Genomic DNA, 25,204 nt, shown 5'->3' on the forward strand with positions numbered 1-25,204 from the left:
GGCGCAGCGAGCGCCGTTCGCTTTTTTAAAAGGGCAAGGAAATGTACTCATTGTTGCAGCGGGTCGTGACGCTGTGGGCACTCCTGGGGGGCGTGCTCGCGGTCATCATCGTACTTGTCACGGCCGTGAACGTCGGGGCGTTCACGCTGGATTTCGCCTTGAAGCCGTTCGGTATCTATGTGCCGGCGCTTCCCGGTTATGAGGATTTCGTGAGGTTGGCGATCAGTGCCGCTGCCCTGAGCTTCTTCCCCTATACGCAATTGAAAAAAGGCCATGTGGCGGTTGACCTGTTCGTACAGTCATTCCCGCAATGGCTGCAGAAAATCCTGGATCATCTCTGGCAGGCTCTCACCGTCGTGGTCGCCGCCGGGCTTGCATTTTACTTGTGGCAGGGAATGCTCGAAACGCGGGGCGACAACACCATGACCGCCGTACTCGGTTGGCTGGAATGGCCATGGTATTTCCCCGGTGTTGTTTCCATGGTCCTTTGGTCCCTGGTCGCTTTGGGTCAGGTCCTCGGAGGCAAATCCCATGGGTGAATTGGAATTTATCGGCATCGCCGGACTGGTCGTGCTGTTCATCTTGCTGGCCCTGCGGATGCCTGTGGGCCTGACGATGCTGCTCGTCGGTATCGGCGGCACATATATCCTTTCTCTGGAAGCCTCCTTCATTCGTTTCGGCCCCTACATGAAGCAGTTCAAGTCGCTGCTTTGGGGCAATATGGCCAACTACGACCTGTCGGTCATACCGTTGTTCGTCCTGATGGGGTTCCTGGCAAGCCAGGCCAATCTCAGCCGTGACCTGTTCAGAGGGATGGCGGCCCTGATGGGACGGTTCCGGGGTGGGCTTGCCATGTCCGCGATCGGCGCCTGCGCCGGCTTCGGCGCTGTGTGCGGCTCTTCGCTGGCAACCGCATCGACCATGGGCCGCGTCGCTTTGCCCGAGCTTGACAAGTTGAACTACTCGCCCCGTCTGTCGACAGGGGCGCTGGCAGCCGGCGGCACGCTCGGTATTCTCATTCCACCGTCCGTCGCGCTCGTGATCTATGCGGTCATCGTCGAAGGCTCGATCATCGAGATGTTCCGCGCGGCCATTATTCCGGGTCTCATCGCGGTCGTCTTCTTCATCGCGGTCATTGCCATCCTGGTGCGCATCAATCCGAGTCTGGCTCCGACGACGCAGACCATGACCCGTGAGGAAAAGCACCAGGCATTGATCCGCCTGATCCCTGTGATCATCATCTTCGGGTCGATCATTCTGGGGTTGGGCATCGGTCTGTTCACACCGACCCCCGCCGCCGGCGTCGGCGTGTTCGCGATCCTGGTCTACGGCTTCGGCATGCGCCTGTTCGGCAAGGAAGGCCTGACCATCACGGGCGTGGGCTCGTCGTTGCTGGAAACGGCCAAGACCAGCGGCATGATCTATTTCATCCTGTTCGGCGCCGAAGTGCTGAAAGGCTTCTTCACCCGTGCCAACCTGCCTTCGACCATGTCCGCATGGGCCGGAAACAGCGGGCTCGATCCCTACATGGTGCTGGCGATCATGCTGATCATCTTCGTGATCCTCGGCTGCTTCATGGATTCGCTCGCCATGATCCTCGTCGTGGTGCCGTTCTTCTGGCCGGTGATGGTCGACCTGAACGGCGGCGACTATGCCACCGCTGCGACGGCGACCTTCGGCATGGGGGCCGAAGACCTGAAAATCTGGTTCGGTATCCTGACACTTATAGTGGTCGAGTTAGGACTGATCACGCCACCGGTAGGGCTGAACGTGTTCATCATCAACGCGCTCGCCAAGAACGTGCCCATGATGGAAACCTTCCGTGGCGTGCTGCCGTTCTTCGGCGTGGAAATCATCCGGGTCATCCTGCTGGCGGCAGTGCCGGGCATCGTGATGTTCCTGCCCAGACTATTGGGGTAGCCACCGTAACCGCCTGTGAAAAGACGGAAGGGGCCGCAATGATGTTGCGGCCCCTTTCTTTTGGGCCTCAGGTGCTGCTTCTCAAGTCTCCGGTGCACAAGAATGCCCGGCTTTGTTGCCGATCACGGGTCCGGCCGAAGGGCGAGCCAGATGAGAAGGCCGATATAGGCAAACACGGTGATATTCATAAACGTGTCGAGCAGCTCGTTGCTCATATGTAGGTCTCCTGCCGCAGTCGCCGGAGCAGGCAAAGAACGAGAACGGGCACGATAAACACGAAGGCGGTGGCTGACAGCGCAATGATCGAACGCACCAGCCCAATGTCTCCCACGAATACCATGGCTAGCCCCAGCGCGCCGAGAATGGCGCCCCAGATCGTGCGAATTCGGGGGGAGGGATCTTCATTGCCGCCTGTCCCGATCACGGCGAGCGTAAATCCGGCACTGACGACGCTGGTGACCACGAAAAGAAACGCGGCAATCACGGTTGCCGCCCGGGTCAGACTATCGAGAGGGAAGCGCTCCAGCAGTGCGAAGGTTGTGGCATCCAGGTTCTCCCGGTTCACGATGGACAACGCGCCATCCTGGCGAAGCGCATCGAAGACCCCCAGACCGCCAAACACCCCGAACCAAAGGATCGAGAACAGTGTCGGCGCGATGATGACACCCGCGAGGAATTCGCGGATGGTCCGTCCACGGGAGATCCGGGCGATGAAGATGCCGACAAAGGGCGACCAGGCGAGCCACCAGATCATGTAGTTGAGCGTCCAGCTTTGGAACCAGTCGACGACTTCCTGGTCAAAGAACTCGGCGGTCGAGAAGCCGGCCGGCAGCACTCCGAACAGGTAGCGGCCGAAGCCGGAGACAATGCCGTTCATGAGGTAGGACGTGGGCCCGAGGATCAGCAGATAGACCATCAGGCCGATCGCGATCAGCATGGCCGTGTTGGAGAGTTTGGCCATGCCCTCGCCGAGATCGCGCCGAAGCGGAATGATGAAGGCGATGCACATCGCGACGAAGACCGGCAGGGTCAACGTGCCGGGATCCGTGATGCCAAGCAAACCGGCCAGTCCGGTCTGAACCTGGAAAACACCCATCGCGAGCGAACCGGCAAGCCCTACCGCGATCGCGACGATCGACAGCAGATCGAACAGCCACCCCGCCGCGAGGGTCCAGCGGGTTTCGCCCAGAGCATCCGTCAAGGGAGCGCTGAGCAGAAGGGTGCGTTGGCGGCGAAACGCGAAATAGGCGATGATGAGGCCGACCATTGCGTAGATCGCCCATGCATGAAAGCCCCAGTTCAGATAGGTGACGAAGAGCGCATGCGCAGCGGCCTGAGGAGCGGGTGAAAACTGCTTGAGCTCATCGAAGTGGGTCAGTGGTTCGGCGGTGCCATAAAACAGCAAGCCGACTCCCATTCCCGCGGCAAAGAGCATGGCGATCCAGGCCGGGGTCGAGAATTCGGGTTCTGAGCCCTCCGGGCCCAGTCGGATACTGCCGAAGCGTGAGAAAGCAAGGTAAAGGGCGACGAATAGCAGTCCGCTCGCTTCAAGCATGATGAACCAGCCGCGGCTGTCGAACTGGCTTGTCACTGCCGAGGCGGCAAGACTGCCAAGCTGCTGTGGATCGATGATACCCCATACGGCGATCGCAGCACTGATCGCCAATGCAACGATCAGCAGAGGTCTCGGGGACTTTCCATCCATGACGTCAGGCCTCGCAGATAGGATCCGGATTGGTTTCGAGGTTGCAGCCGACCTCTTTGAATTCCTAACAGGGGTTCGGGCTGTGATCCAACCGGGACCAGGCTTTAGATGCCTTTCGCGCCGGTGCAATAGGTGAAATCACGCCAGATGAACCTTTTGTCAGTACGATTGCCAAGGTCCCATCGATTGCCTATATGTGTAATAATATAACATGCGCATGGGCGAATCCGTCCATCAGCACCGGAAAGATTTCATGGACGCATCCGCAAACGTCCCGCCGCTGGTCAGGCTTGAACAAGCAGGTATTCAGCGTAATGGCGACTGGCTGGTTCGCGGCGTCGATCTGTCGGTGGCGCCTCGAGAGATCGTCACCCTGATCGGGCCGAACGGATCCGGCAAATCGACAACGGCCAAGATGGCGCTTGGCATTCTGAAACCCTCCGACGGCAGCGCCAGGCAACGGCCGGGCCTGCGGGTCGGTTATGTGCCTCAGAAAGTGATGATCGACTGGACGCTGCCATTGACGGTCAAGCGGTTCATGCGGCTCACCAGCAAGCTGTCCGTCGGAGAAATTTCGGAAGCACTGCAGGAAACCTCCACCACCCACCTGATGGATCAGGAGGTGCGCCATTTGTCCGGTGGCGAAATGCAGCGGGTGCTTTTGGCGCGCGCCATCGCCCGCAAGCCCGATCTCCTCGTGCTTGACGAGCCGGTCCAGGGGGTCGACTACTCCGGTGAAATCGCGATCTACGATCTGATATCGGAAATCCGCGATCGGCTCGGGTGTGGCATCCTGATGATTTCCCATGATCTTCATGTCGTGATGGCGGCAACCGATCAGGTGATTTGTCTGAACGGCCACGTCTGTTGCCGGGGCACGCCGAGCGATGTGTCGAAAAGCGAGGCTTACATCAAACTCTTCGGCCATCGTGCGGACAGCGCGCTCGCCGTCTACGAGCATCACCACGACCACGTGCATTTGCCTGATGGCCGGGTTCGGCACGAGGACGGCACCCTGTGCGATCATTGCCCGGGTCACGATGGGCACGCGCATTCCCTTACCCCGCATGAGGCGGACAGGAAGGCACAGGGTGTACACGATGCTTGATGACTTTTTCACCCGTGCGCTTGTCGCCGGCATCGGTGTTGCCCTGGTGGCCGGTCCGCTCGGCTGTTTCATCGTCTGGCGCCGCATGGCCTATTTCGGCGATACGCTGTCGCACGCGGCCCTGCTGGGCGTGGCCCTGTCCCTGCTGCTTGAAATCAACACCATGCTGGCCGTTTTCGCGGTCTGCGTCGCGCTATCTCTGTTGCTGATGGTCCTGCGCCGGCGCGAAGGGCTGTCTTCGGATGCGCTTCTCGGGCTTCTGGCGCACTCCTCGCTGGCGATCGGTCTGGTCTGCCTTGCCTTCATGACGTGGGTGCGCATGGACCTGATCGGTTTGCTTTTCGGCGATATTCTGGCGGTCTCAAGGTCGGATATCGCGATCATCTATCTTGGCGGTGCGGTTGTGTTCGCCGGCCTGTGCGTTATCTGGAATGCCTTGTTCGCAGCCACTGTCAGTCCGGAACTCGCGGCAGCCGAGGGCATCGGGACGGAGAGGGCGAACCTTGTCTTCACCCTGCTTCTTGCCGCCGTCATCGCGATCGCCATGAAGATCGTCGGCGTCCTGCTGATCACCGCACTTCTGATCATTCCGCCCGCCGCCGCGCGTCAGCTGGCCTCCGGACCGGAGCAGATGGCTGGGCTGGCGGCGCTCATCGGCTCTGTTGCCGTCGTGGCCGGGCTTTTCGGTTCGCTGCAATGGGACACGCCGTCCGGCCCGTCGATTGTGGTTGCGGCGATGGTTCTTTTCATACTGAGCCTGTTGCCTGTGCGTTATCTGGGCACCAGGCGGCAAAGTAAGATCTCAGGAGGACGCTCATGAGCAGCACGCATGTCGGTTCGCATACAGCGCACGATCTTCCCAAACTGACGCGCAATCAGGGGCTTGTATTCGATACCCTGTCCTCAGAGGCGGGGCCGATGACGGCCTATGCGATCCTTGATGCCTTGCGTTCAGAAGGCTTCAAGGCACCGCTGCAGGTCTACAGGGCCCTGGACAAGCTGGTGGAGTTCGGGATCGTGCATCGTCTGGAAAGCCTGAACGCCTTTGTGGCCTGCAGTCATCCGGGCTGTGGGAATAATGAGACCGCTGCCTTCGCCATCTGCGAGACATGCGGCGGAGTTGATGAATTTACCCCCGAAAAGGCTGTCGAATGTCTTCAGGCATGGGCCGACACCACCGGCTTTTCTCCGTCACGAACGACCATTGAACTACGGGGTACCTGCAGGGATTGCAGGACGGCCGCCTAGTGTGAACGGGTGCCGCACGCGCAGGGGATGTCCCGAGTGCTGTTCAACCGGAGTGCTTTTTAGAGTTTCGAAATTATTATCTGGGATAAGTACCGCATTGTTTTTCAATTGTGCGGCAATCACTTGTCTCAGGATCAGACTTCCGTCTTCGCTTGCCGGCCCGGACCGCGTTCCTCATCGCGCAGGGCGTCTCTTGGCGGCCCGCTCTTCCTGTGCGCGGTGATCCTGGCGGCCTTCTGCAATGTCTACTTCGTGGCAAAGCAATGGGACCAGCTCTGGACGTTCCCGCAGTCCGTCACGCAGTCGGAGCGGGAGGACCTGGATGCCTTCTACCGCGCTTCCGAGCTCGCACAGGAGGGCAGGGCGGTCGAAGCCTATGATCCGGCCGTGTTCCGTCCCGGCCTGTCGGACACCCAGAGCCACCTGATCTTCGTCAACCCGCCGCATTTTCTGCTGTTTGCCTATCAGATGGCGTCCTTCAGCTATGGCGAAGTCAAGGCGGCGACCGGGGTTCTGATCCTGGCATCCCTTCTTCTGATCCCTCTGTTCGCCCGTCAACCCGCGGAAATGATCCTCCTCTTCTCCCTGTCCGCGGGCCTGCACTACACGTTGCTGCGGATGAACATATCCGTCGTGATGGTGGCTCTCATCGTCTTCGCACTCCAATACGCGGACCGCAGACCGGTTCTTGCTGGCCTTGCTCTGGCGGTTGCGACCGTCAAGCCGCAATACGGCTGGCTGGTTCCCTTTTTCCTGCTGAATTCCGGGGCCTATCGGTGTTTTGCGGTGGCGGCCATCGGGACGGTCTTTCTGGTGGCCGCATCGGTTCTGGCCTTCGGTTGGGAGGCCTGGCCGGCCTTTTTCGGGATCTTCTCCGATCCGGACTTCAAGAAATACGCCCTTGGCGTCACCCCCGGCAGCCTGAGCCTTCAGGCAACGATCGGCAAGCTCGGCGGGTCGGACGGCCTGCGCAGCACGATCCAGATGATCGCCATGGCGGCAAGTGCCGGAGTGGTCCTGTTTCTGCCAAGGCGGTGGAGCCGGGAAGCCAGGATCGGGGTGATGCTCCTGGCCTCCGCGGCCGTGGCTTCCTCATTCCTCTATTACAGCTGGTCGCTGATCTGTGCCGGGCTGTTGTTCATGCTGCTGGCCATGCCGCGCTGGCCGGTGTCGATGCAGGCCATCGCCGGCCTGGTCTGGATGCAGCCGGCCCTGGCGATGCTGTTTTTCAACATCTATCCCAATTATGCCACGGCCTATTCGGTGTTTGTCTACGCTACCATCTGCGCCACTCTGGCGCTGGCAATCGTGTTCGTGGCCCGGCAGGACAGGATGGAGACAGCGCGCGACGGCTGAAAGTTCCGGAGGCTGGGGCTGGAAAGCACTGATCGTCTGCCAGGCGGATTGGATCTCAATGACCGTCCACGCTAGACGATGTTCTCCGCCGGTCCGGTGAAGCGGATGCCGATCCGGTCATCCTGGCGCCAGACCACTTCGGCCGGCCGTCTTTTCTGATCGGAATCCATATAGAGCAGGAATTCCGACGGTATGCCCGTTGTACTGGGAACGAGCAGCAATGCCCCGGCTTCGCTCGCGTTACGGATGGTGCAATCGAACACGCGCGACAGCCGGTCGTAGACAATCCGTCCCGCCTTCAAGGTTCGCATGCGTGTCTCTGCTCGGTTGTCCTGCTTCATTACCTGCCCCGGCTTTTGTATAGGATACTATCGCCTGAATTCCTGAAAAAAGGGTTTTCGGAACTTTCGGAACACTGAACACTAAGAAGTCGTAATAGAGGTAAGTATTGATAAAGACGATAAATCGATGAATATATGGATATGAATGCGGATGTATTATTCGTGGCATGTTGCGAGTGTATGCCTGATGATGTATTGCGGTCATTGAAATCGCTCGGGAGTATTTGTCGGGAATATTCCTCGGTCCTGAGTGCTGAATGATGCCCGGCGTCGGCCGGGTCGGGAAATTTCAGAAGAACACTGGAGAGGTAAAGGCATGGCATTGCTTGTTCTCGGACTGCTTGTCTTCTTGGGGGCTCATTCCCTGCCGATTTTTTCTGGCGCCCGAACTGCCCTGGTGGCCCGTTTGGGGGCCTTGCCTTATCGCGGGCTGTTCTCAGTGGTTTCCGCTATCGGTCTGGTGCTGATCGTCATCGGATACGGACAGGCGAGCATGGATGGAAGTCCCATTCTCTACGATCCGCCGTCATGGACACGCCATGTGACGATGCTGCTTATGCTTCCCGTATTCGTGCTCCTGATCGCTACCTATGTTCCCGGCCAAATCAGGAAGATCTCCCGCCATCCCATGCTGGTTGCGGTAAAACTGTGGGCCTTTGCCCACCTTCTCGCCAACGGCGACCTGGCATCTGTCCTGCTCTTCGGCGGTTTTCTGATCTGGGCGGTCGCCGACCGGATATCGGTCAAACGGCGTGGGGATCCGGGTACGCCATTCTCCGTGGAGATTGCCGGGAAGGGCCGCGGGGCCGACATTTTCGCCCTTGTGGCGGGACTGGCCGTCTACGGGCTGTTTGTTTGGAAAGGCCATGCGCTTGTCATTGGCGTTCCATTGACATAATCACGGGAAATTCGACGGTTTGAACCTTTTCCGGCGGAGCAGGCCTTCTTTGCCTCACTTGCGCCATTAAACCGTTAAAAAGAAACGCTGTACCGGTTTGCCCGTACGGAATGAAGAAGATAGTGTGACGCGCGCCCGTCAGGGTGAGATGGTTGCAGCAAGCGCAGGAATAAGACACGCATGTCCGACATTTTTCGCGAAGTCGATGAAGACATCCGCCACGAGAAATACCGTCGGCTTTGGGATCGCTTCGGTCCCTGGGTCATCGGGGTTGCTGTCCTTATCGTCGTCGGCACCGGAGGCTATCGCGGCTGGCTGTACTGGCAGGAACAAAATTCGCAACAGGCCGGGGATACCTTTATTGAGGCCGTAAGCCTGTCCGAAGCCGGCAACTATGACGAAGCCGAAAAGATGTTCGCGAAGCTCGATGACGCGACCGGTGGCTATCCCGCGCTTGCGCAAATGCGTTCAGCGACCGATCTGGCCAATGCCGGAAACATCACTGAGGCCGTGGCCGCGTTCGATGCGTTGAGCCGCGACAGCGCGGTGCCCGAATCCCTGCGCGACATTGCGGCGCTCCGGGCCGCCTTTCTGGCAGTCGATACGGAAGAGTACTCCGCCATCGCAGATCGGGTGGAAGGGCTGTCCGGTGCGGACAGTGCTTTCCGGGCCGCCGCGCGTGAAATCCTGGCACTCAGCGCCTGGAAGAGCGGGGACATTGAAACCGCCCGCCGCTGGATCTCTGATCTGGACGCGGATCAGGAGACGCCCGCCGATGTTTCGCGCCGGGTTGGTCTGCTCAATGATGTTATTCGCGCCAAGTATGGCGATGCACCTTCCGAGAAAGGCGAGGCGGCACAGTGAGGTCACTCCGTATTGATTCTGGAATGCGCGGCTTTTGCGGCGTATTGGCCCTGTCCGTGCTGCTTGCAGGTTGTGGCGGCGTTTCAGATTTGGCAGGGTCGATCAACCCGTTCAGCAGGGAAAAAAAGCTTTCCGGCGAACGCCAGCCCGTGTTTGACGGCGCGGATCCGGCAACCGTTGCCACCGCCAGGCCGGCTTCTGTCGGCCCCGCGTCCGGCGGTCAGGAATGGCCCTCAGCAGGTGGCGGCCTGGCCAACGATCCGGGCAACCAGGCGATCTCCGTAACCGGAGCACGGGTGTGGAGGTCGAATATCGGAGCGACGGGTGGTGGTCTGACCACGGATGCCCTGCGCGCTTCCGCAAGGCCGGTCAGCGCGGGCGGACGGATCTTTATTTACAAGCCCAACGGTGACGTGGTTGCGCTGTCCACCAATGGCGGGCGCCAGTGGGTCAAGAACCTGAGGCCGGAAGGTGAGCGCGATGTCGCACCGGGCGGCGGTGTCGCCGTATCGGGCGGTCGCGTCTATGCGGCAACCGCCTATCGGCAGGTTGCGGCACTGGATGCCGGCTCCGGTCAGGTCCTCTGGACCGCGGATCTGAGCACGCCCGCGCGTGGGGCGCCGGCCGTTGGCCAGGGGCATCTTGTCGTCGTGACCCAGTCCAACGAGGTGATCGCCCTGAAGCTGGAAGACGGTTCGCAGGCCTGGAGCTATCAAGGCATTGAGGAAATCGGTGGCATTCTGTCCGCGGCCGATCCCGCAATTGCCGGCAATCAGGTCGTCGTACCGTTCTCTTCCGGAGAAATCATGTCGCTCGATATCAAGTCGGGCGAGCCCCAATGGGCGGACGGTGTGACCCGAGGCTTCCGGACACAGGCCCTGTCCGGTCTGGCGGATGTATCGGCAAGCCCGGTCATCTCCGGCGATACGGTCTATGCGACCGGTGTCGCCGGCCGGACCGTCGCCGCCTCATTGAAGACCGGGACCCGGATCTGGGGGACTGATCTGGGCAGCGTGCACACCCCGGTCGTGTCCGGCAATGCATTGTTCATGGTGGACCTGGAAGACCGCATGGTCGCTCTCGACCGCAAGACCGGGGAAACCCTCTGGTCCACGGTCCTGCCGCGTCCGGAAAAGAAAAAACGGCGCCGAAACTGGGCCGGGCCGATCCTTGCGAGCGGAGCGCTGGTTGCCTTTTCGAGCGACGGGCGTTTTGCAGCCGTCGACGCGGCATCCGGCCAGATCATTCTGACCAAGGACGTGAACACCAAGGTCTACGTAACACCGATCGTCGCAGGCGGCCGCGTGATCGTATTGGACGGCGACAGAGCCGTCGCCGCTTTCAACTGATGCGCTGCCAGGTCGTCTCCTGATCAAGGGGGCGATCTGGCCGGCATCCTGCGGCAAGTCAGGAGAAAAACCCGTGGGCGCTACAGTCGCCATTATCGGACGGCCGAATGTCGGCAAGTCCACCTTGTTCAATCGCCTGGTCGGCAAGCGCCTGGCGCTTGTCGACGACACGCCCGGCGTAACCCGCGACCGCAGGCCGGGCGAGGCCCGGCTTGGCGATCTGCGCTTTACCATCGTCGACACGGCGGGGCTGGAGGATGCAGACAGCGCCAGTCTTGAAGGACGCATGCGCCGGCAGACGGAAGAGGCCATCGCCACCGCCGATGCGGTGCTGTTCGTGATCGACGCCCGTGCCGGCGTCACACCGCTCGACGCCCATTTCGCCGAAGTGGCCCGCAAGACGACGACACCCGTGATCCTGCTCGCCAACAAGGCGGAAGGCAGGGCAGGGGAGAGCGGGCTTTACGAGTCCTATTCCCTGGGTCTCGGAGAGCCGATCGCGATATCCGCCGAGCATGGCGAAGGCCTTGCCGATCTCTACGATGCGTTGAAGCCCTATGTGGACCGCATAAATGAAGAGGAAGAGGCTTCCCGCGAGGAGGAAGCCGTCCATAGCGTCGAAGTCGACGAGGACGGTGAAATCGTCGAGGAGGAGGACCCTGTCGGCACCCTGGAACGCCCTTTGCGTGTTGCCATCGTCGGCCGGCCGAATGCCGGGAAGTCGACACTGATCAACAAGATGCTTGGTGAGGACCGCATGCTGACCGGTCCGGAAGCCGGCATCACACGCGATTCCATCTCAGTCGACTGGCAATGGCACGACCATCACATCAAGCTGTTTGATACCGCCGGAATCCGCCGCAAGGCACGCGTTCAGGAAAAGCTTGAAAAGCTGTCCGTCGCCGACGCGCTTCGAGCCATCAAGTTCGCCGAAGTGGTCGTGATCACGCTTGATGCGACCATGTCCTTCGAGAAGCAGGACCTGCAGATCATCGATCTGGTGGCGCGCGAGGGGCGGGCGCTGGTGGTCGCGATCAACAAATGGGACCTGATCGAGGACCGGGAAGAGGCCTGGAAAAAAATCCGTGACGCCAACGAGCGGTATTTCAACCAGATCCGCGGCGTGAAGATCGTTACGTTGGCCGGCATTCAGGGGCAGGGGATCGACAGGCTGGTCGAGGCCGTATTCGATGCCTATGAGGCTTGGAATTCCCGCGTTTCGACGGCCAAGCTCAACCGTTGGCTCGACAAGGTGGTGACGAACCATCCGCCTCCTGCCGTCTCAGGCCGACGCATCCGCCTGCGCTACCTGACCCAGGCAAAGACACGCCCGCCGCATTTCGTGGCCTTCTGTTCCCGGCCCGAACAGTTGCCGGAAAGCTATACCCGCTATCTGGTGAATTCCCTGCGTCAGACTTTCGACATCCAGGGAACCCCGATCCGCTTTTCCTACCGCAAGGGCGAAAACCCTTACGTGGCGAAGAAAAAAAAGCGCAAGATCCAGTAGTCAATTTTCCGTCGTAAAAATCATTTAGACGGGAAGCAATCCCGGTTCCGGGATTGCTCTCGCCTTTCGCCCGTCTTGCCCCTTTGAAAGAGACATTTGATGGTTTCCGAACGTCTTGATTTTGCCTGTGCGCTTGCCGAAAAAGCCGGTCTTCTTGCCCTGGATTATTTCCGTCGCCTGGACACGCTCACCATAACGGCCAAGGGCCATCAGGACATGGTGTCGGAAGCGGACCGGGACGTGGAAACCCTGGTGCGCGACGAGATCGCAAAGGCCTATCCCGAGGACGGGATCCTGGGCGAGGAACATGGCCGGATACAGGGAACGTCGGGCTACACCTGGGTGATCGATCCGATCGACGGCACCGCCAATTTCGTCACCTCAATTCCGCAGTGGTGCGTGATCATCGCCTGCGTTCACGACGGAAAGACCGTTGTCGGGGTCATTCACGATCCCTGTTCCGGCGAAACCTTCAAGGCGTCGCTGGGCGGCGGGGCCTTCGTCAACGACAAGCCGATTGCCGCGTCCGCAACGACGAGCCTGTCCGTCGGCTCCGTCGGCGTCGGCTTCAACGGGCGTACGGCTGCAAGCGATGCGATCAACTGCATCAGCGCCCTGATCGACAAGGGCGGCGTGTTCTTCCGCAACGCCTCCGGCGGCCTGATGCTGGCCTATGCTGCTTCCGGGCGGCTGATCGGCTATCTGGAAGCCCATATGAACGCCTGGGACTGCCTGGCGGGTCTCCTGATCGCGAAAGAGGCTGGAAACGCTGTCGCCCCCTTCGACGTCGACGATGCGCTCCATAACGGCGCCCGGATCATCGTCGGCGCCCCCGGTGTCTTCGACGAACTGAACGCCATCGCCGCCGAGGCTTTCGCGCCGGCGAAGTGAGACGGTGGCGGACAGGAATAGCGTTTAATTTTCAAGGGTTATAGGGCGCGACGGTTCCTCTTGCTCCCGTCTCCCCCTCAAGGGGGGAGAAGGGGACAAGCGGCATGACCGTCAAAAATCACATACCAATCTTGATCGCGAGAACCGGCCAATGATTGGCTCCAGACAGATTAGACCGCCGTCGGAAAGTCCCGCATCTCGCCGCTGGAGTGATGATAGAGCTTGCCCGTTTCGGTCACATCGGCTCTGAGCAGTTTCAGGAGCGCGGGCGCGACGTCTTCCGGCTTCGGCAGGGTGTTCACGTCTTCACCGGGCATTGCCTTGGCCCGGAGGCCGGTCCGGACCGGTCCGGGATCCGCCAGGTTGATCTTCAGGTTGGTCTTCAGGCTCTCATTGGCATAGGTGCGCACCAGCGCTTCCAGAGCCGCCTTGGAAACCGCCTGCTGGCCCCAGAAGGCCGTGCAGCTATGGGCATGGGAATCGGTCAGGAACAGGGCCCGTCCGGCTTCCGACTGGCGCAGCAGCGGATCGAGCGAGCGGATCAGCCGCCAGTTGGCGGTGACATTGGTCGCCATCATATTGTCGAAGTCCTTGATGGCGATGTGTCCGACCGGCGACAGCAGGCTGAAACTGCCGGCGTTGCCGACCAGGATGTCGAGCTTCTTCCAGCGCTCGTAGATCGCGGCCCCCAGACGATCGAGCGCATCGAAATCGGTGATGTCGACCGGAACCAGCGTGGCCTGGCCGCCTGCCGCCTTGATCTCGTCGTCGAGATCCTCCAGGCCGCCAACGGTGCGCGCCAGAGCGATCACATGAGCCCCGCGCGTGCCGAGCGCCTTGGCAAGCTGATAGCCGATGCCGCGCGAGGCCCCGGTGACGACCGCGACCCGGCCTTGGAATTCCTGCGTCATGCCTGCCTCTTGCTTACTGGACTTCGACGAGACGCGGGGGACGGATGAAATCCCGGTCTTCGGACAGGTCTGTCAGGGGCGTCGGATAATCGCCGGTGAAGCAATGATCGGTGAACTGCGGGTTCTCGTTGTCCCGTCCCTCATAGCCCATGGCCTTGTAGATGCCGTCGACGGAGAGGAAGGCCAGCGTGTCCGCGCCGATATAATTGCGCATCTCTTCCAGATTGTACTTCGCAGCCAGCAGCTTTTCGCGAACCGGCGTGTCGATACCGTAATAGTCGGAATAGCGGATCGGCGGGCTGGCCAGCCGGAAGTGGACTTCCCGTGCGCCGGCTTCGCGGATCATCTGGACGATCTTGACCGATGTGGTGCCGCGAACCAGGCTGTCATCGATCAGGATGACGCGCTTGCCCTGGATCTGCATCTTGTTGGCGGAGTGTTTCATCTTCACGCCGAGCGCGCGGATCGACTGGGACGGCTCGATGAAGGTCCGGCCGACATAGTGGTTGCGGATGATGCCCAGTTCGAAGGGCACGCCGCTTTCCTGGCTGTAGCCGATTGCCGCCGGCACGCCGCTGTCCGGCACCGGAACGATGACGTCGCTCTCCACGTGGGATTCGCGCGCCAGTTCCCCGCCCATGGCACGGCGCACCTCGTAGACGCTGCGGCCGCCGATGATGGAATCGGGGCGGGCGAAATAGATGAACTCGAATATGTCCGGGCGCGCCCGGCATTTGCCGAAGGGGAAGTAGGATTCGATGCCGCTGGGGCTGCAGACGATGACTTCGCCGTTTTCCACCTCGCGGATGAAGGTCGCCCCGATGATATCCAGCGCGCAGGTTTCCGAGGCCAGGATCGGCGCGCCGTTGAGGTCGCCCAGAACCAGCGGCCGGATACCCAACGGATCGCGGGCGCCGATCAACTTCTTCGACGTGAGTGCGACCAGAGAATAGGCACCTTCCATCTGGGAAATGGCGTCGATGAAGCGGTCGACAATTTTCCGTTCGCGTGAGCGGGCGATGAGCTGCAGGACCACTTCGGAGTCGGATGTGGACTGACAGATCGCGCCGTCGCGGATCAACTGCTGGCGCAGGGTCATGGCGTTCGTGAAGTTGCCGTTGTGGCAAATGGCGATGCCGCCGCCTTCCAGCTCGGCAAACAGCGGCTGCACGTTGCGCAGGATCGTCTCGCCTGTGGTCGAATAACGGACATGGCCGATCGCCGCCCGGCCGGACAGCCGGTTGATGGTCTCAGCGTTGGAGAAGTGGTCGCCGACAAGGCCGAGATGGCGTTCCGCCCGGAACTGTTCATCGTCCAGCGTCACGATGCCCGCGGCTTCCTGGCCGCGGTGCTGGAGCGCATGCAGGCCAAGGGCAGTCAGGGCGCTCGCATCTTCATGACCGAATATGCCGAATACGCCGCACTCTTCCTGAAGCCGGTCTGCATTGAGATCAAACGGCTCGGTGTGATCGGTCTCGCCGTGCATGGCGGAGCTCCTTAAAGTTCAAGATACCGGCAGGTCACAGCCTGCCCGGCTCAATTTACGAGCCCGGAGGAATCCGCTCTTGGCATCAGAGCGTCAGTTGTTTCCGCCGGTCGTAAGCTGTTCGAGGCCCTGCCGCTCGGAAGCGCTGTAGCCTGTATTCTCGTTTCCGTTTTCGCCATCGGCCTGCGTGGACGTCTGCTTCTTCAGCTTGTCCAGAATGGCCTTTTCCGGATCTTCCGGCAGAACGGCGACAAGGCGTTCGCCGATGGACATCAGGATCGGACGGGATTTCGCCTGCAAGACCCAGTTCGGCTGCTGTTCCGGCTGGACGAACCAGTTGAAGAACATCATCGCCACGACGACCAGAAGCAATCCGCGCACGGAGCCGAAGACGAACCCGAGGGTGCGGTCGAGTGCGCCGATCCGGCTGTCGAGCACGAAATCGGATATCCGCATGGTAATATAGGACACAATCAGCAGCGTTACGATAAACACGGCTGCGGCGGAAACGCCCAGGGCTACCAGATCGTGGCTGATATACTGCTTGGCGTAGGGAAGCACCTTCCCGTAAAGCAGGAAGGCAGCGACAGCCGCCGCGATCCACGAGGCGATAGAAAGAACCTCGCGGACGAAACCGCGGATCATCGCCAGAACCGCCGAGATGAGCATGATGACGAGAAGGATTCCGTCGAGCATGGTGATCGGCATCTGTCTGAAAGATCCTTGTGTCTTGAGCCATCGGGCGCTTTCGCCCGCTTCATCCGTCCGTTTGATGCCTCAAGCGTTGCCGCCGGCACCAGCCTTGGCCGAGATTTTGGCAATGAAATCCCCAAGTTCCGGGAGTCCCGTTACCGCGAAATTCCGTGTCGCGCCGTCTTTCAGGTTGCCTTCCGGGCAATACGCCTGATCGAACCCGAGTTTCTGCGCCTCCTTCAGCCTGGACTGAGCCTGGGCGACCGGCCGGATCGCTCCTGACAGGCTGACTTCGCCGAAATAGACGCAATTCGCCGGAAGGGCAAGTCCGCTGAGTGAAGAGACAAGCGCTGCCGCGACCGCGAGATCCGCTCCGGGCTCGTTGATTTTAAGGCCTCCAGCCACGTTCAGGTAGACGTCATGCTGGGAAAACCGGACCCCGCATCGGGCCTCGAGCACCGCCAGGATCATGGACAGGCGGGCGGAATCCCAGCCGATCACTGCGCGCCGGGGCGTGCCGAGAGGTGAGGGGGCGACAAGCGCCTGAACCTCGATCAGAAGCGGGCGCGACCCTTCAAGCCCCGCAAAGACGGCGGAACCCGGCGCATTTGAGGTCCGGTCACCGAGAAACAGGGCCGACGGGTTGGCGACTTCCGAAAGGCCGGCGCCGGTCATCTCGAAGACACCGATCTCGTCAGTGGCGCCGAAGCGGTTCTTCACCGACCTGAGAATGCGGTACTGATGTGCGCCGTCGCCTTCGAAATAAAGCACCGCGTCGACCATGTGCTCGACAACGCGGGGACCGGCGATCTGCCCGTCCTTGGTGACATGGCCGACCAGCACCATTGTCGTGCCATGCTTCTTGGCATAGCGCACCATCGCTTGAGCAGAGGCGCGGACCTGGGTCACGGTGCCCGGTGGCGATTCTGCCTGCTCGGTCCACAGCGTCTGGATGGAATCCAGGATGACCAGGGCAGGCGGTGCATCCGCCTCGAGCGTTGCCAGGATGTCTTCGACGCTGGTTTCGGCGGCGAGCGCCACGGGCGCATCGGAAAGACCGAGCCGTTCCGCCCTCAGCCGAACCTGCCCGATCGCCTCTTCGCCGGAAATATAGACCGCGCGCTGGCCGAGGCGGGCAAGGGCCGCAGCCGCCTGTATGAGAAGGGTAGACTTTCCGATCCCCGGATCGCCACCGACAAGAAGTGCGGAGCCACGAACGAAGCCGCCGCCCGTAACCCGGTCGAGCTCGGCGATCCCGCTCAGGATGCGGGGGGCCTCTTTCGTATCGCCGGACAGTCCGACCAGAGGGACGACCCGGCCCTTCGATCGTTTCACCTTGCCGGGACCGCCGCCGATGCCGCCGCCGGTCTGTTCCTCGACGATGGAATTCCATTCACCGCAGGACTCGCACCGGCCGGTCCATTTGGCCGTCACCGCCCCGCAGGACTGGCAGACGAAGCTGGTTGCGCGCCGGGCCATCAGGTGTCGTCTTGCCGGTTGCCGAGGGGGCCGTAGTGCCGATGAAAACGGCGCCCAAGCCCGGTCAGATATTCATAGTCGATTGTTTCGGCGTAAATCGCCAGGTCCGAAGCGGCGACGTTGGGCCCGAGCAGTTCCACGAAAACCCCGTGCCGGGCCGCCGTCTCAGGCACGTCGGTCACATCCAGCGCCAGCATATCCATCGAAATCCGGCCGACGATGGGCAGGCGGTGGCCGTCCAGCCAGCCGAAGCCGCCCGGACGTTGGTCGGAAGACCCCGCCCGGCGCATAAAGCCATCGGCGTAGCCCGCGGCCACAATGGCGAGCCGTTTGGTCCGTGTCGCGGTTTCCGCGGCGCCATAGCCGATGGTCTGGCGCTCCACCACTTCGCGCACCATCAGGATACGCGCTTCGACCCTGACCACCGGGGACATGGGATTGGTGCCCGGATCCAGCGCCTTGCCGCCATAAAGGGAAATGCCCGGACGGGCGACGTCGAAATGATAATCCGGTCCGAGAAAGACGCCGGCGGAATTGGCGAGCGACTTGGGGATCTCAGGGAAATCCGCCGTTGCCGCGCGGAAGGTGTCAAGCTGGATGCGGTTCAGCGGATGGTCGGGCGTCGATCCGCAGGCCAGATGGCTGACAAGCAGGCAGGGCGTGAACGGGCCGGTGAGATAATCGTCGGCCATGACCTGTGTGAAGATGTCCGGCAACAGGCCAAGCCGGTTCATACCGGTGTCGATATGGATCGCTGCAGGCAGCGCGGTCTTGGCCGCCCGGCAATAGGCAGACCATTCCTCGATCTCCGGAACGGAATTCAGCACAGGTCTGATGTTCGCGGCCGCATAGATTTCCGCGGTGCCGGGAAAGAGGCCGTCCAGAACGTAGATGGTAACGTCGGGCAGTGTTTCGCGCAGATGCAGGGCTTCTTCGGGCAAGGCGACGAAGAATGTCCTGCACCCCTCCTGGTGAAGCCGGTCGGCGGTCTCGGCAAGTCCGGTGCCATAGGCATTGGCCTTGACCGTGGCAGCGCATTCGGCATCGCCGGCAAGCTGTTGCGACAGGGTCCGCCAGTTCGCGGCGATGGCATCGAGATCGATGGTCAACCGCCCTCCGGCAAGGGCATCGGAAGAGGGCGAAAGAGGGGAGTTAGTGTCCTGCTGAGGCAAGAATACGACCTGGTGCTTTGTTCCAACGGGGCGAATCGCACGCGGAACCGTGCGACCGGGGCACTATAGTACACAAGCGCCGGAAAGCGTTCTAATCGTGGTTCGATTCTGACATTTGCAACCCCTTCGCTGCAGGCTCTCGAGCAAATGTCAGAATCATAAGAACCACGAGATAAATATATATAATTCTAGTGGAGCTTTTGAATTTGACATTTGAGCATGAGCTTAGCTGCAAGCAGTGTTCAAATGTCAAATTCGCTCCACTAGTGGCGTTCCGGCAGGTATTCGTCCTCGGCCAGATCCGAGAAGCGGGTGAACTCGCCCTGGAAGTGCAGGTTGGCGGTACCGGTCGGGCCGTGACGCTGCTTGGCGATGATGACTTCCGCCTTGCCCTTCACCCGTTCCAGCTTGTCCCGCCAGACCTCATGTTCCGGCGAGCCTTCTTCCGGTTCGGTCTTCGACAGGTAATATTCGTCGCGGTAAACGAACATGACCACGTCCGCGTCCTGCTCGATGGAGCCGGATTCGCGAAGGTCGGAGAGCTGGGGGCGCTTGTCGTCGCGCGATTCCACCTGGCGGGAAAGCTGTGACAGGGCGATGATCGGCACGTGCAGTTCCTTTGCCAGCGCCTTCAGACCTGTGGTGATTTCGGTGATTTCCTGAACGCGGTTGCCGGAGTTCTTCTGGGAACCGGAGAGCAGCTGAATATAGTCGACCACGATCATGTCCAGGCCGCGCTGCCGCTTCAACCGGCGGGCACGGGCAACCAGCGAGGCAATCGAAATACCACCGGTCTGGTCCACATGAAGGGGCACGGTCTGCATATGCTGGGCGGCGGCGGCGAGCTTTTCGAAATCGGCTTCGGAAATATCGCCACGCCGGATTTTCGACGAGGAAATTTCCGTCTGTTCGGAAATGATACGCGTCGCGAGCTGTTCGGCCGACATTTCCAGCGAGAAGAACCCGACAACGCCGCCATTGACTGTCTTCAGGGAGCCGTCGGGCATTTCCTCGGCCTGGTAGGCCTGGGCGATGTTGTAGGCGATGTTCGTTGCCAGCGAGGTCTTTCCCATGGCAGGCCGACCGGCCAGAACGATCAGGTCCGAGGGCTGCAATCCGCCCATCAGCCGGTCCAGATCGATCAGGCCGGTCGAAATGCCGGAAAGCGCGCCTTCCCGGTTGTAGGCCGCATGGGCCATTTCGATGGTTTCCGTCAGCGCGTCGGAAAAGCTGACGAAGCCGCCTTCATTGCGTCCGGTTTCCGCCAGTTCGAACAGACGGCGTTCCGCATCGTCGATCTGCTGGGACGGCGGCACGTCGATCGGAGCGTCAAAGGCGATATTGACCATGTCCTCGCCGATCCGGATCAGGTTCCGGCGCAGAGCCAGATCGTAGATCGTGCGGCCATAGTCTTCCGCATTGATGATGGAGGCCGCATCGGCGGCAAGACGCAGGAGGAACTGGGTCGCCGACAGGTCCGCGATCTTTGCTTCGGCCGGAAAAAAGGTCTTGAGCGTGATCGGCGATGCTGTCTTTCCCGCGCGGATCAACTGACCGATCTTCTCGTAGATGTCCTGATGCGGAGGGACGAAGAAGTGATACGGTTCCAGGAAATCCGAAACCCGGTAATAAGTCTCGTTGTTGACCAGAATGGCACCCAGCAACTGTCGTTCCGCCTCCGCGTTATGCGGCGCCAGGCGTTGTACGGCAGCTTCCGTTTCGACCGATTGCAGTGTGCCTTTCATGATGTCCCCCGATGACTTTGCCCACCCGGTCTACAGGCAATCGCGGCGCAGCTTCAAGGTTCAAAAATGGGCATGTCCCATTATGTGAAGAGGGCCAAAATCAACGGGGATATCCGCCCTTGGGCCTTGACGGAGGGACACAAAAAAGACTCCCGCGGAGGCCGAAACGGGGGCTTTGTTTTTACTGTAAAAATTACCAGGGTAAATGAAAAGCGCACGCGCATGAGCATGTTCGCGCAAAAAGAAAGCGGCGCATGTTGAGCGCCGCTTCCTGAATCTTCAAAGCAGTCGAATAAGGCCGCTTAGGCTTCTTCTTCTTCCGCCACTGCTTCTTCGGTGGCTTCCGCTTCGCCGCCTTCAGCAACTTCGCCTTCGCCTTCACCTTCTTCTTCGTCTTCCTCGAATTCGAAGATGTCCTGTTCGGGCGCGGTCAGGTCTTCACCTGCGGCCTGCCGGACGGCTTCGTCCTCGGAGCGGGCGACGTTCACGGTGACGCCGACTTCGACTTCCGGGTGCAGCAGGATCAGGACGTTGTGCAGGCCGATTGTCTTGATCGGGGTGCGCAGTTCGACCTGTGCGCGGCCAACGGTGAAGCCTGCCGCGGTCAGACCGTCGGCGATGTCGCGAGTGGAAACCGAACCGTAGAGCTGACCGGTTTCACCGGCGGACCGGATCATGATCATGGATTCGCCGTCGAGCTTCGCGGCAACCGCTTCAGCTTCCTGACGACGTTCGAGGTTGCGGGCTTCAAGCTGGGCGCGCTCGTTCTCGAAGCGCTGCATGTTGGCCTTGTTGGCGCGCAGAGCCTTGCCCTGGGGCAGAAGGAAGTTACGGGCATAGCCGTCGCGCACGCGGACGGTGTCGCCCATCTGGCCGAGCTTGGCGATACGTTCCAGAAGAATGACTTGCATGGAATTTGCTCCTGACTGTCCCGCCGGCACGTTCTGGCTGGCGGTTAGAGGCCGATCACGTTTGCGTCCCGCGGCCCCAGTTCGGGCGGCCCGGACGGATCCGGGCCGAAGAGCTCCAAAGAGCTTAGCTGATCACAAACGGCAGCAGGCCGAGGAGGCGTGCGCGCTTGATGGCACGAGCCAGTTCACGCTGCTTCTTTGCGGAAACGGCGGTGATACGGCTCGGAACGATCTTGCCGCGTTCGGAAATGTACCGCTGCAGCAGACGGATGTCCTTGTAGTCGATCTTCGGCGCATTGGCACCGGAGAACGGGCAGGTCTTCCGGCGACGGAAGAACGGACGACGGCTCGGAAGCTGTGCTACATCAACCATGATCTCTTACTCCGCTTCACGGCGAGGAGCGCGTTCGCCCCGGTCACCACCACGATCGCCACCACGATCACCACCGCGTCCACCGCGATCGCCACCGCCGAAACGTCCACCGCGATCACCACGATCGCCGCCGCGGCGGTCGTCACGGTCGCGCTTCTGCATCATCGCAGACGGCTCTTCTTCCAGTTCATCGACCTTGAAGGTCATGAAGCGCAGAACGTCTTCGTGCAGACCCATCTGACGTTCCATCTCGGCCACCGCGGCATGCGGAGCGGTGATGTTCATCAGCGTGTAATGCGCCTTGCGGTTTTTCTTGATGCGGTATGCGAGGGAACGCAGGCCCCAGTTTTCGATCTTGCCAACGGACCCGCCGCCGGTTTCGATCAGACCCTTGAACTGCTCGACAAGTTGTTCGACCTGCTGGGCCGAAACGTCCTGGCGTGCCAGGAACACATGCTCATAAAGAGGCATTTGAAGTCGCCTTTCCAGTTAACACAACGGGAACTGGCGCGAAGCCTCCTCGTGACCCCGGAAAGGTACGAGAATTCTAAAACGAGAGCGGAGACACGGGAAGACGGGTTGTTTTAAGAACCCTGGCGACATGCGCCCTTCCGTTCAGCCCCCGGCCAAGTTCCCGGATGAAGGGCGCTGTATAGCCGGTTTCCATCCAAAAGCAAGCATGAACATTGTCCGTAGGCGAGAAATGTTCCCGAAAGGCTCTTATACTGATTGAATATGGAAGGCCAGGTGGAGAGACGCGGCGCTGTGCCGGCAGATGTGCGCCGGAATGGAGTGGTTTCAACGCGGTTTTGCTCTCAAGGCCTTGACACCGGCGACCAGTCCGTACCATAGGCTCCCGCCAACGCGCGCGGCTCGGGAGGGCCGATGCCTCCATGGCCGGCCCAATCCGGCCGGCGTTGAGCAATAATCAGGAAGAAGACGGCAAAAGGCGTTCCGAAATGAGCATCGCATTCACTTTCCCTGGCCAGGGGAGCCAGTCAGTCGGTATGGGCAAGGAACTCGCCGATGCCTATCCGGAAGCACGAGCCGTATTCGAAGAAGTGGACGATGCACTCGGACAGAAGCTTTCCGCGATCATGTGGGAAGGTCCAGAAGACGCGTTGACGCTGACCGCCAATGCCCAGCCGGCCCTGATGGCGGTAAGCCTCGCCACGATGAAGGTTCTTGAGGCAAAGGGGCTCGACCTTAAAAAGAGCGTCAGCTTCGTGGCCGGTCACTCGCTCGGTGAATATTCCGCGCTTGCCGCGGCAGGCAGCCTCGACATCGCGACCGCGGCACGGTTGCTGCGCGCACGCGGAAATGCCATGCAAACCGCAGTCCCTGTGGGTGTCGGCGCCATGGCCGCCTTGCTCGGCCTTGATTTCGCCGTGGCGCAGGAAGTGGCCGAAGAGGCGGCGCAGGGGCAGGTATGCCAGGCCGCCAATGACAATGCGCCGGGCCAGGTCGTCGTGTCCGGTCACCTCGCAGCCGTCGAACGGGCGATCGAGATCGCCAAGACCAAGGGCGCCCGCCGTGCGGTCATGCTGCCCGTCAGCGCGCCGTTCCATTGCTCCCTGATGGCCCCGGCCGCCAGCATCATGTCCGCTGCACTCGCAGACGCGGATGTACGTGCGCCCGCCGTGCCTCTGGTCGCAAATGTTCTGGCTGACGCCATTTCCGATCCGTCCGAAATCCGTGCGCGCCTCGTCGAGCAGGTAACCGGCACGGTGCGCTGGCGCGAATCCATTGGCTGGCTCGCCGGGCAGGGCGTAGATACGTTCGTGGAAGTTGGGACCGGCAAGGTTCTGACTGGCATGGTCAAGCGCATTGCACGCGACGCCAACGGCATTGCCGTGAATGGCGCTGCGGATATTGACGCGCTGATCGAAAAGCTGAACGGCTGATCGTCGTTCCGGGCATTGGCCTCAGACAAACAGAGATTGAGGAAGGAAGCCATCATGTTCACCCTTGAAGGGAAAACGGCACTGGTTACCGGCGCGACCGGCGGGATCGGCGAGGCGATTGCACGTGCTCTTCATTCCCAGGGCGCGTCCGTGGCTCTGTCCGGTACGCGCGCGGAGAAACTTGAGGCGCTTGCTGCGGACCTTGGAGAGCGTGCCTTTGTCACGCCTGCGAACCTGTCCGATCGCGCCGCCGTGGCGGCCCTCCTGCCGGCAGCGGAAGAGGCGATGGGGTCTGTCGACATTCTGGTCAACAATGCGGGCATCACCCGCGACAACATCTTCATGCGCATGAAGGACGAGGAATGGGATCAGGTTCTCGAAGTGAACCTGACCTCCGGTTTCCACCTGTGCCGTGCGGCCATCAAGGGCATGATGAAGCGGCGCTACGGCCGTATCATCGGCATCACCTCCGTGGTCGGTGTCACAGGCAATCCGGGCCAGACCAACTATGCCGCGGCAAAAGCCGGCATGATCGGCATGTACAAGTCGCTTGCCCGGGAAGTCGCCAGCCGCAACATCACCGTCAATACGATTGCCCCGGGCTTTATTGAAACGGCGATGACGGATGCGCTCAACGACAAGCAAAAAGATTCGATTTTGACGAGCGTACCGGCCGGGCGTTTGGGCACCGCAGACGAAATCGCGGCCGCAGCCGCTTACCTTGCCAGCACAGAAGCGGCCTATGTCACGGGACAGACACTGCATGTGAATGGCGGCATGGCTATGATTTAAAAGGTGAAATCGCGAAAGCGGTTAAAATGGAACCGGACCGCTCCAGCGCGGTTCGGACTGGCTGGTCAAGGTCAATAAAGTGTGTTACCTAGCCGCCGATTGTTCCCAAGCTTGAGAATTGGCGTATTCCGTCAGACCTTGGGCAGGACGTATTCAACACCGCGATGTCGCGCCGGATAAATCCTGAGTTCCAGGATTTCGGCAGGCCGCGAAGAATAAACAGACTGAAAATCAAGGAAGTGAGAAATGAGCGATATCGCGGATCGGGTTAAAAAGATCGTTGTCGAGCACCTCGGCGTTGACGCCGACAAGGTTGTGGAAGGCGCAAGCTTCATCGACGATCTGGGGGCCGATAGCCTCGACACCGTTGAACTCGTCATGGCTTTTGAAGAAGAATTCGGCGTTGAAATTCCGGACGATGCGGCCGAAACCATCCTGACGGTCGGCGATGCCGTGAAGTTCCTGGAAAAGAACGCCGGCTAAGGCGCTCCGAACCTAAAGACCAAAACGGGCAGACATGGCCGCGGCCGGTGTCTGCCCGAAAAAAGTGC

At 60.8% G+C, this 25,204-nt stretch carries 25 protein-coding genes; 14 read left to right on the top strand and 11 right to left on the bottom strand.

The genetic code is table 11. From position 1 onward, the window contains the following. The first annotated feature begins 41 nt into the window (after positions 1-41). Positions 42-539 (top strand): TRAP transporter small permease, encoded by a 498-nt coding sequence (locus ACN0SO_RS01075; protein ID WP_417673629.1) that lies wholly within the window; start codon positions 42-44, stop codon positions 537-539. Beyond that, positions 532-1,920, top strand: a complete 1,389-nt coding sequence (locus tag ACN0SO_RS01080) for a TRAP transporter large permease (protein WP_417673631.1) — start codon at positions 532-534, stop codon at positions 1,918-1,920. The genes ACN0SO_RS01075 and ACN0SO_RS01080 overlap by 8 nt, the downstream gene beginning before the upstream one ends. A gap of 211 nt (positions 1,921-2,131) precedes the next feature. On the opposite strand, the gene ACN0SO_RS01085 is transcribed toward ACN0SO_RS01080, so the two are convergent. After that, on the bottom strand, positions 2,132-3,625 hold the full coding sequence (locus ACN0SO_RS01085; RefSeq protein WP_417673633.1) for a BCCT family transporter: 1,494 nt from the start codon (positions 3,623-3,625) through the stop codon (positions 2,132-2,134). 253 nt (positions 3,626-3,878) lie between these two features. On the opposite strand from ACN0SO_RS01085, the gene ACN0SO_RS01090 reads away from it, so the two are divergent. The 4 genes from ACN0SO_RS01090 (at position 3,879) to ACN0SO_RS01105 (ending at position 7,337) form a co-directional block, all read left to right on the top strand. Continuing rightward, on the top strand, positions 3,879-4,733 hold the full coding sequence (locus ACN0SO_RS01090; RefSeq protein WP_417673635.1) for an ATP-binding cassette domain-containing protein: 855 nt from the start codon (positions 3,879-3,881) through the stop codon (positions 4,731-4,733). After that, complete coding sequence (locus tag ACN0SO_RS01095; protein WP_417673637.1) at positions 4,726-5,553, top strand: metal ABC transporter permease; 828 nt, start codon at positions 4,726-4,728, stop codon at positions 5,551-5,553. Before ACN0SO_RS01090 ends, ACN0SO_RS01095 begins: the two co-directional genes overlap by 8 nt. Continuing rightward, the gene (locus tag ACN0SO_RS01100) at positions 5,550-5,981 is read left to right on the top strand and encodes a Fur family transcriptional regulator (RefSeq protein WP_417673639.1); all 432 of its coding nucleotides are present in this window, start codon (positions 5,550-5,552) and stop codon (positions 5,979-5,981) included. Before ACN0SO_RS01095 ends, ACN0SO_RS01100 begins: the two co-directional genes overlap by 4 nt. Positions 5,982-6,104: 123 nt before the next feature. Next, the gene (locus ACN0SO_RS01105) at positions 6,105-7,337 is read left to right on the top strand and encodes a glycosyltransferase family 87 protein (protein ID WP_417673641.1); all 1,233 of its coding nucleotides are present in this window, start codon (positions 6,105-6,107) and stop codon (positions 7,335-7,337) included. Positions 7,338-7,408: 71 nt separating this feature from the next. On the opposite strand, the gene ACN0SO_RS01110 is transcribed toward ACN0SO_RS01105, so the two are convergent. Further along, entirely contained in the window at positions 7,409-7,678 is a 270-nt protein-coding gene (locus ACN0SO_RS01110; RefSeq protein WP_417673643.1) for a PilZ domain-containing protein, read from the bottom strand. Between the two features lie 316 nt (positions 7,679-7,994). On the opposite strand from ACN0SO_RS01110, the gene ACN0SO_RS01115 reads away from it, so the two are divergent. The 5 genes from ACN0SO_RS01115 (at position 7,995) to ACN0SO_RS01135 (ending at position 13,187) form a co-directional block, all read left to right on the top strand. Beyond that, the gene (locus tag ACN0SO_RS01115; RefSeq protein ID WP_417673645.1) at positions 7,995-8,576 is read left to right on the top strand and encodes an NnrU family protein; all 582 of its coding nucleotides are present in this window, start codon (positions 7,995-7,997) and stop codon (positions 8,574-8,576) included. A 180-nt stretch (positions 8,577-8,756) separates the two neighbouring features. Beyond that, positions 8,757-9,440, top strand: a complete 684-nt coding sequence (locus tag ACN0SO_RS01120) for a tetratricopeptide repeat protein (protein ID WP_417673647.1) — start codon at positions 8,757-8,759, stop codon at positions 9,438-9,440. Between the two features lie 23 nt (positions 9,441-9,463). Next, positions 9,464-10,789 (top strand): PQQ-binding-like beta-propeller repeat protein, encoded by a 1,326-nt coding sequence (locus ACN0SO_RS01125; protein ID WP_417673649.1) that lies wholly within the window; start codon positions 9,464-9,466, stop codon positions 10,787-10,789. 73 nt (positions 10,790-10,862) lie between these two features. Next, entirely contained in the window at positions 10,863-12,296 is a 1,434-nt protein-coding gene (gene der, locus ACN0SO_RS01130; protein ID WP_417673651.1) for a ribosome biogenesis GTPase Der, read from the top strand. A 99-nt stretch (positions 12,297-12,395) separates the two neighbouring features. Continuing rightward, a complete protein-coding gene (locus ACN0SO_RS01135) occupies positions 12,396-13,187 on the top strand; it encodes an inositol monophosphatase family protein (RefSeq protein ID WP_417673653.1) in 792 nt (263 codons plus the stop codon). Positions 13,188-13,357: 170 nt separating this feature from the next. On the opposite strand, the gene ACN0SO_RS01140 is transcribed toward ACN0SO_RS01135, so the two are convergent. From ACN0SO_RS01140 to rpsF, 9 genes are all read right to left on the bottom strand, one after another. Then, positions 13,358-14,098 (bottom strand): SDR family NAD(P)-dependent oxidoreductase, encoded by a 741-nt coding sequence (locus tag ACN0SO_RS01140; protein ID WP_417673655.1) that lies wholly within the window; start codon positions 14,096-14,098, stop codon positions 13,358-13,360. A 13-nt stretch (positions 14,099-14,111) separates the two neighbouring features. Then, positions 14,112-15,584 (bottom strand): amidophosphoribosyltransferase, encoded by a 1,473-nt coding sequence (gene purF / locus ACN0SO_RS01145; RefSeq protein WP_417673657.1) that lies wholly within the window; start codon positions 15,582-15,584, stop codon positions 14,112-14,114. A 93-nt stretch (positions 15,585-15,677) separates the two neighbouring features. Next, positions 15,678-16,292 carry a CvpA family protein gene (locus ACN0SO_RS01150; protein WP_417673659.1) on the bottom strand — a complete coding sequence of 205 codons (615 nt, stop codon included), beginning with the start codon at positions 16,290-16,292 and terminating at the stop codon, positions 15,678-15,680. Between the two features lie 69 nt (positions 16,293-16,361). Continuing rightward, positions 16,362-17,756, bottom strand: a complete 1,395-nt coding sequence (gene radA / locus ACN0SO_RS01155; RefSeq protein ID WP_417673661.1) for a DNA repair protein RadA — start codon at positions 17,754-17,756, stop codon at positions 16,362-16,364. Beyond that, positions 17,756-18,865, bottom strand: coding sequence for an alanine racemase (gene alr / locus ACN0SO_RS01160; protein ID WP_417673663.1), 1,110 nt, complete (start codon positions 18,863-18,865; stop codon positions 17,756-17,758). Before alr ends, radA begins: the two co-directional genes overlap by 1 nt. Positions 18,866-19,191: 326 nt before the next feature. Beyond that, positions 19,192-20,673: a replicative DNA helicase gene (locus ACN0SO_RS01165; RefSeq protein ID WP_417673665.1), complete on the bottom strand. Its 1,482-nt coding sequence runs from the start codon at positions 20,671-20,673 to the stop codon at positions 19,192-19,194. Positions 20,674-20,975: 302 nt separating this feature from the next. Further along, complete coding sequence (gene rplI, locus ACN0SO_RS01170) at positions 20,976-21,584, bottom strand: 50S ribosomal protein L9 (RefSeq protein WP_417673667.1); 609 nt, start codon at positions 21,582-21,584, stop codon at positions 20,976-20,978. A 124-nt stretch (positions 21,585-21,708) separates the two neighbouring features. Then, positions 21,709-21,957 carry a 30S ribosomal protein S18 gene (rpsR, locus tag ACN0SO_RS01175; protein ID WP_417673669.1) on the bottom strand — a complete coding sequence of 83 codons (249 nt, stop codon included), beginning with the start codon at positions 21,955-21,957 and terminating at the stop codon, positions 21,709-21,711. Positions 21,958-21,963: 6 nt separating this feature from the next. After that, positions 21,964-22,428 (bottom strand): 30S ribosomal protein S6, encoded by a 465-nt coding sequence (gene rpsF, locus ACN0SO_RS01180; RefSeq protein ID WP_417673671.1) that lies wholly within the window; start codon positions 22,426-22,428, stop codon positions 21,964-21,966. Between the two features lie 488 nt (positions 22,429-22,916). On the opposite strand from rpsF, the gene fabD reads away from it, so the two are divergent. The 3 genes from fabD to ACN0SO_RS01195 all read left to right on the top strand — a co-directional run bounded on the left by fabD (position 22,917) and on the right by ACN0SO_RS01195 (position 25,136). Continuing rightward, on the top strand, positions 22,917-23,861 hold the full coding sequence (fabD, locus tag ACN0SO_RS01185) for an ACP S-malonyltransferase (protein WP_417673673.1): 945 nt from the start codon (positions 22,917-22,919) through the stop codon (positions 23,859-23,861). A gap of 54 nt (positions 23,862-23,915) precedes the next feature. After that, positions 23,916-24,653, top strand: a complete 738-nt coding sequence (gene fabG, locus ACN0SO_RS01190; RefSeq protein ID WP_417673675.1) for a 3-oxoacyl-[acyl-carrier-protein] reductase — start codon at positions 23,916-23,918, stop codon at positions 24,651-24,653. Positions 24,654-24,899: 246 nt separating this feature from the next. Further along, the gene (locus tag ACN0SO_RS01195) at positions 24,900-25,136 is read left to right on the top strand and encodes an acyl carrier protein (protein ID WP_013653143.1); all 237 of its coding nucleotides are present in this window, start codon (positions 24,900-24,902) and stop codon (positions 25,134-25,136) included. Positions 25,137-25,204: the final 68 nt, after the last annotated feature.

Origin of the sequence: Roseibium sp. (assembly GCF_048260565.1) — a bacterium.
Taxonomy (GTDB): Bacteria; Pseudomonadota; Alphaproteobacteria; order Rhizobiales; family Stappiaceae; genus Roseibium.

Excerpts from the sequence above, each read along its gene's own strand:
- ACN0SO_RS01075 (WP_417673629.1), top strand. The coding sequence starts at position 42 with ATGTACTCATTGTTGCAGCGGGTCGTGACGCTGTGGGCACTCCTGGGG.
- ACN0SO_RS01080 (WP_417673631.1), top strand. The coding sequence starts at position 532 with ATGGGTGAATTGGAATTTATCGGCATCGCCGGACTGGTCGTGCTGTTC.
- ACN0SO_RS01085 (WP_417673633.1), bottom strand. The coding sequence starts at position 3,625 with ATGGATGGAAAGTCCCCGAGACCTCTGCTGATCGTTGCATTGGCGATC.
- ACN0SO_RS01090 (WP_417673635.1), top strand. The coding sequence starts at position 3,879 with ATGGACGCATCCGCAAACGTCCCGCCGCTGGTCAGGCTTGAACAAGCA.
- ACN0SO_RS01095 (WP_417673637.1), top strand. The coding sequence starts at position 4,726 with ATGCTTGATGACTTTTTCACCCGTGCGCTTGTCGCCGGCATCGGTGTT.
- ACN0SO_RS01100 (WP_417673639.1), top strand. The coding sequence starts at position 5,550 with ATGAGCAGCACGCATGTCGGTTCGCATACAGCGCACGATCTTCCCAAA.
- ACN0SO_RS01110 (WP_417673643.1), bottom strand. The coding sequence starts at position 7,678 with ATGAAGCAGGACAACCGAGCAGAGACACGCATGCGAACCTTGAAGGCG.
- ACN0SO_RS01115 (WP_417673645.1), top strand. The coding sequence starts at position 7,995 with ATGGCATTGCTTGTTCTCGGACTGCTTGTCTTCTTGGGGGCTCATTCC.
- ACN0SO_RS01120 (WP_417673647.1), top strand. The coding sequence starts at position 8,757 with ATGTCCGACATTTTTCGCGAAGTCGATGAAGACATCCGCCACGAGAAA.
- ACN0SO_RS01125 (WP_417673649.1), top strand. The coding sequence starts at position 9,464 with ATGCGCGGCTTTTGCGGCGTATTGGCCCTGTCCGTGCTGCTTGCAGGT.
- ACN0SO_RS01135 (WP_417673653.1), top strand. The coding sequence starts at position 12,396 with ATGGTTTCCGAACGTCTTGATTTTGCCTGTGCGCTTGCCGAAAAAGCC.
- ACN0SO_RS01140 (WP_417673655.1), bottom strand. The coding sequence starts at position 14,098 with ATGACGCAGGAATTCCAAGGCCGGGTCGCGGTCGTCACCGGGGCCTCG.
- purF (WP_417673657.1), bottom strand. The coding sequence starts at position 15,584 with ATGCACGGCGAGACCGATCACACCGAGCCGTTTGATCTCAATGCAGAC.
- ACN0SO_RS01150 (WP_417673659.1), bottom strand. The coding sequence starts at position 16,292 with ATGCCGATCACCATGCTCGACGGAATCCTTCTCGTCATCATGCTCATC.
- radA (WP_417673661.1), bottom strand. The coding sequence starts at position 17,756 with ATGGCCCGGCGCGCAACCAGCTTCGTCTGCCAGTCCTGCGGGGCGGTG.
- ACN0SO_RS01165 (WP_417673665.1), bottom strand. The coding sequence starts at position 20,673 with ATGAAAGGCACACTGCAATCGGTCGAAACGGAAGCTGCCGTACAACGC.
- rplI (WP_417673667.1), bottom strand. The coding sequence starts at position 21,584 with ATGCAAGTCATTCTTCTGGAACGTATCGCCAAGCTCGGCCAGATGGGC.
- rpsR (WP_417673669.1), bottom strand. The coding sequence starts at position 21,957 with ATGGTTGATGTAGCACAGCTTCCGAGCCGTCGTCCGTTCTTCCGTCGC.
- rpsF (WP_417673671.1), bottom strand. The coding sequence starts at position 22,428 with ATGCCTCTTTATGAGCATGTGTTCCTGGCACGCCAGGACGTTTCGGCC.
- fabD (WP_417673673.1), top strand. The coding sequence starts at position 22,917 with ATGAGCATCGCATTCACTTTCCCTGGCCAGGGGAGCCAGTCAGTCGGT.
- fabG (WP_417673675.1), top strand. The coding sequence starts at position 23,916 with ATGTTCACCCTTGAAGGGAAAACGGCACTGGTTACCGGCGCGACCGGC.
- ACN0SO_RS01195 (WP_013653143.1), top strand. The coding sequence starts at position 24,900 with ATGAGCGATATCGCGGATCGGGTTAAAAAGATCGTTGTCGAGCACCTC.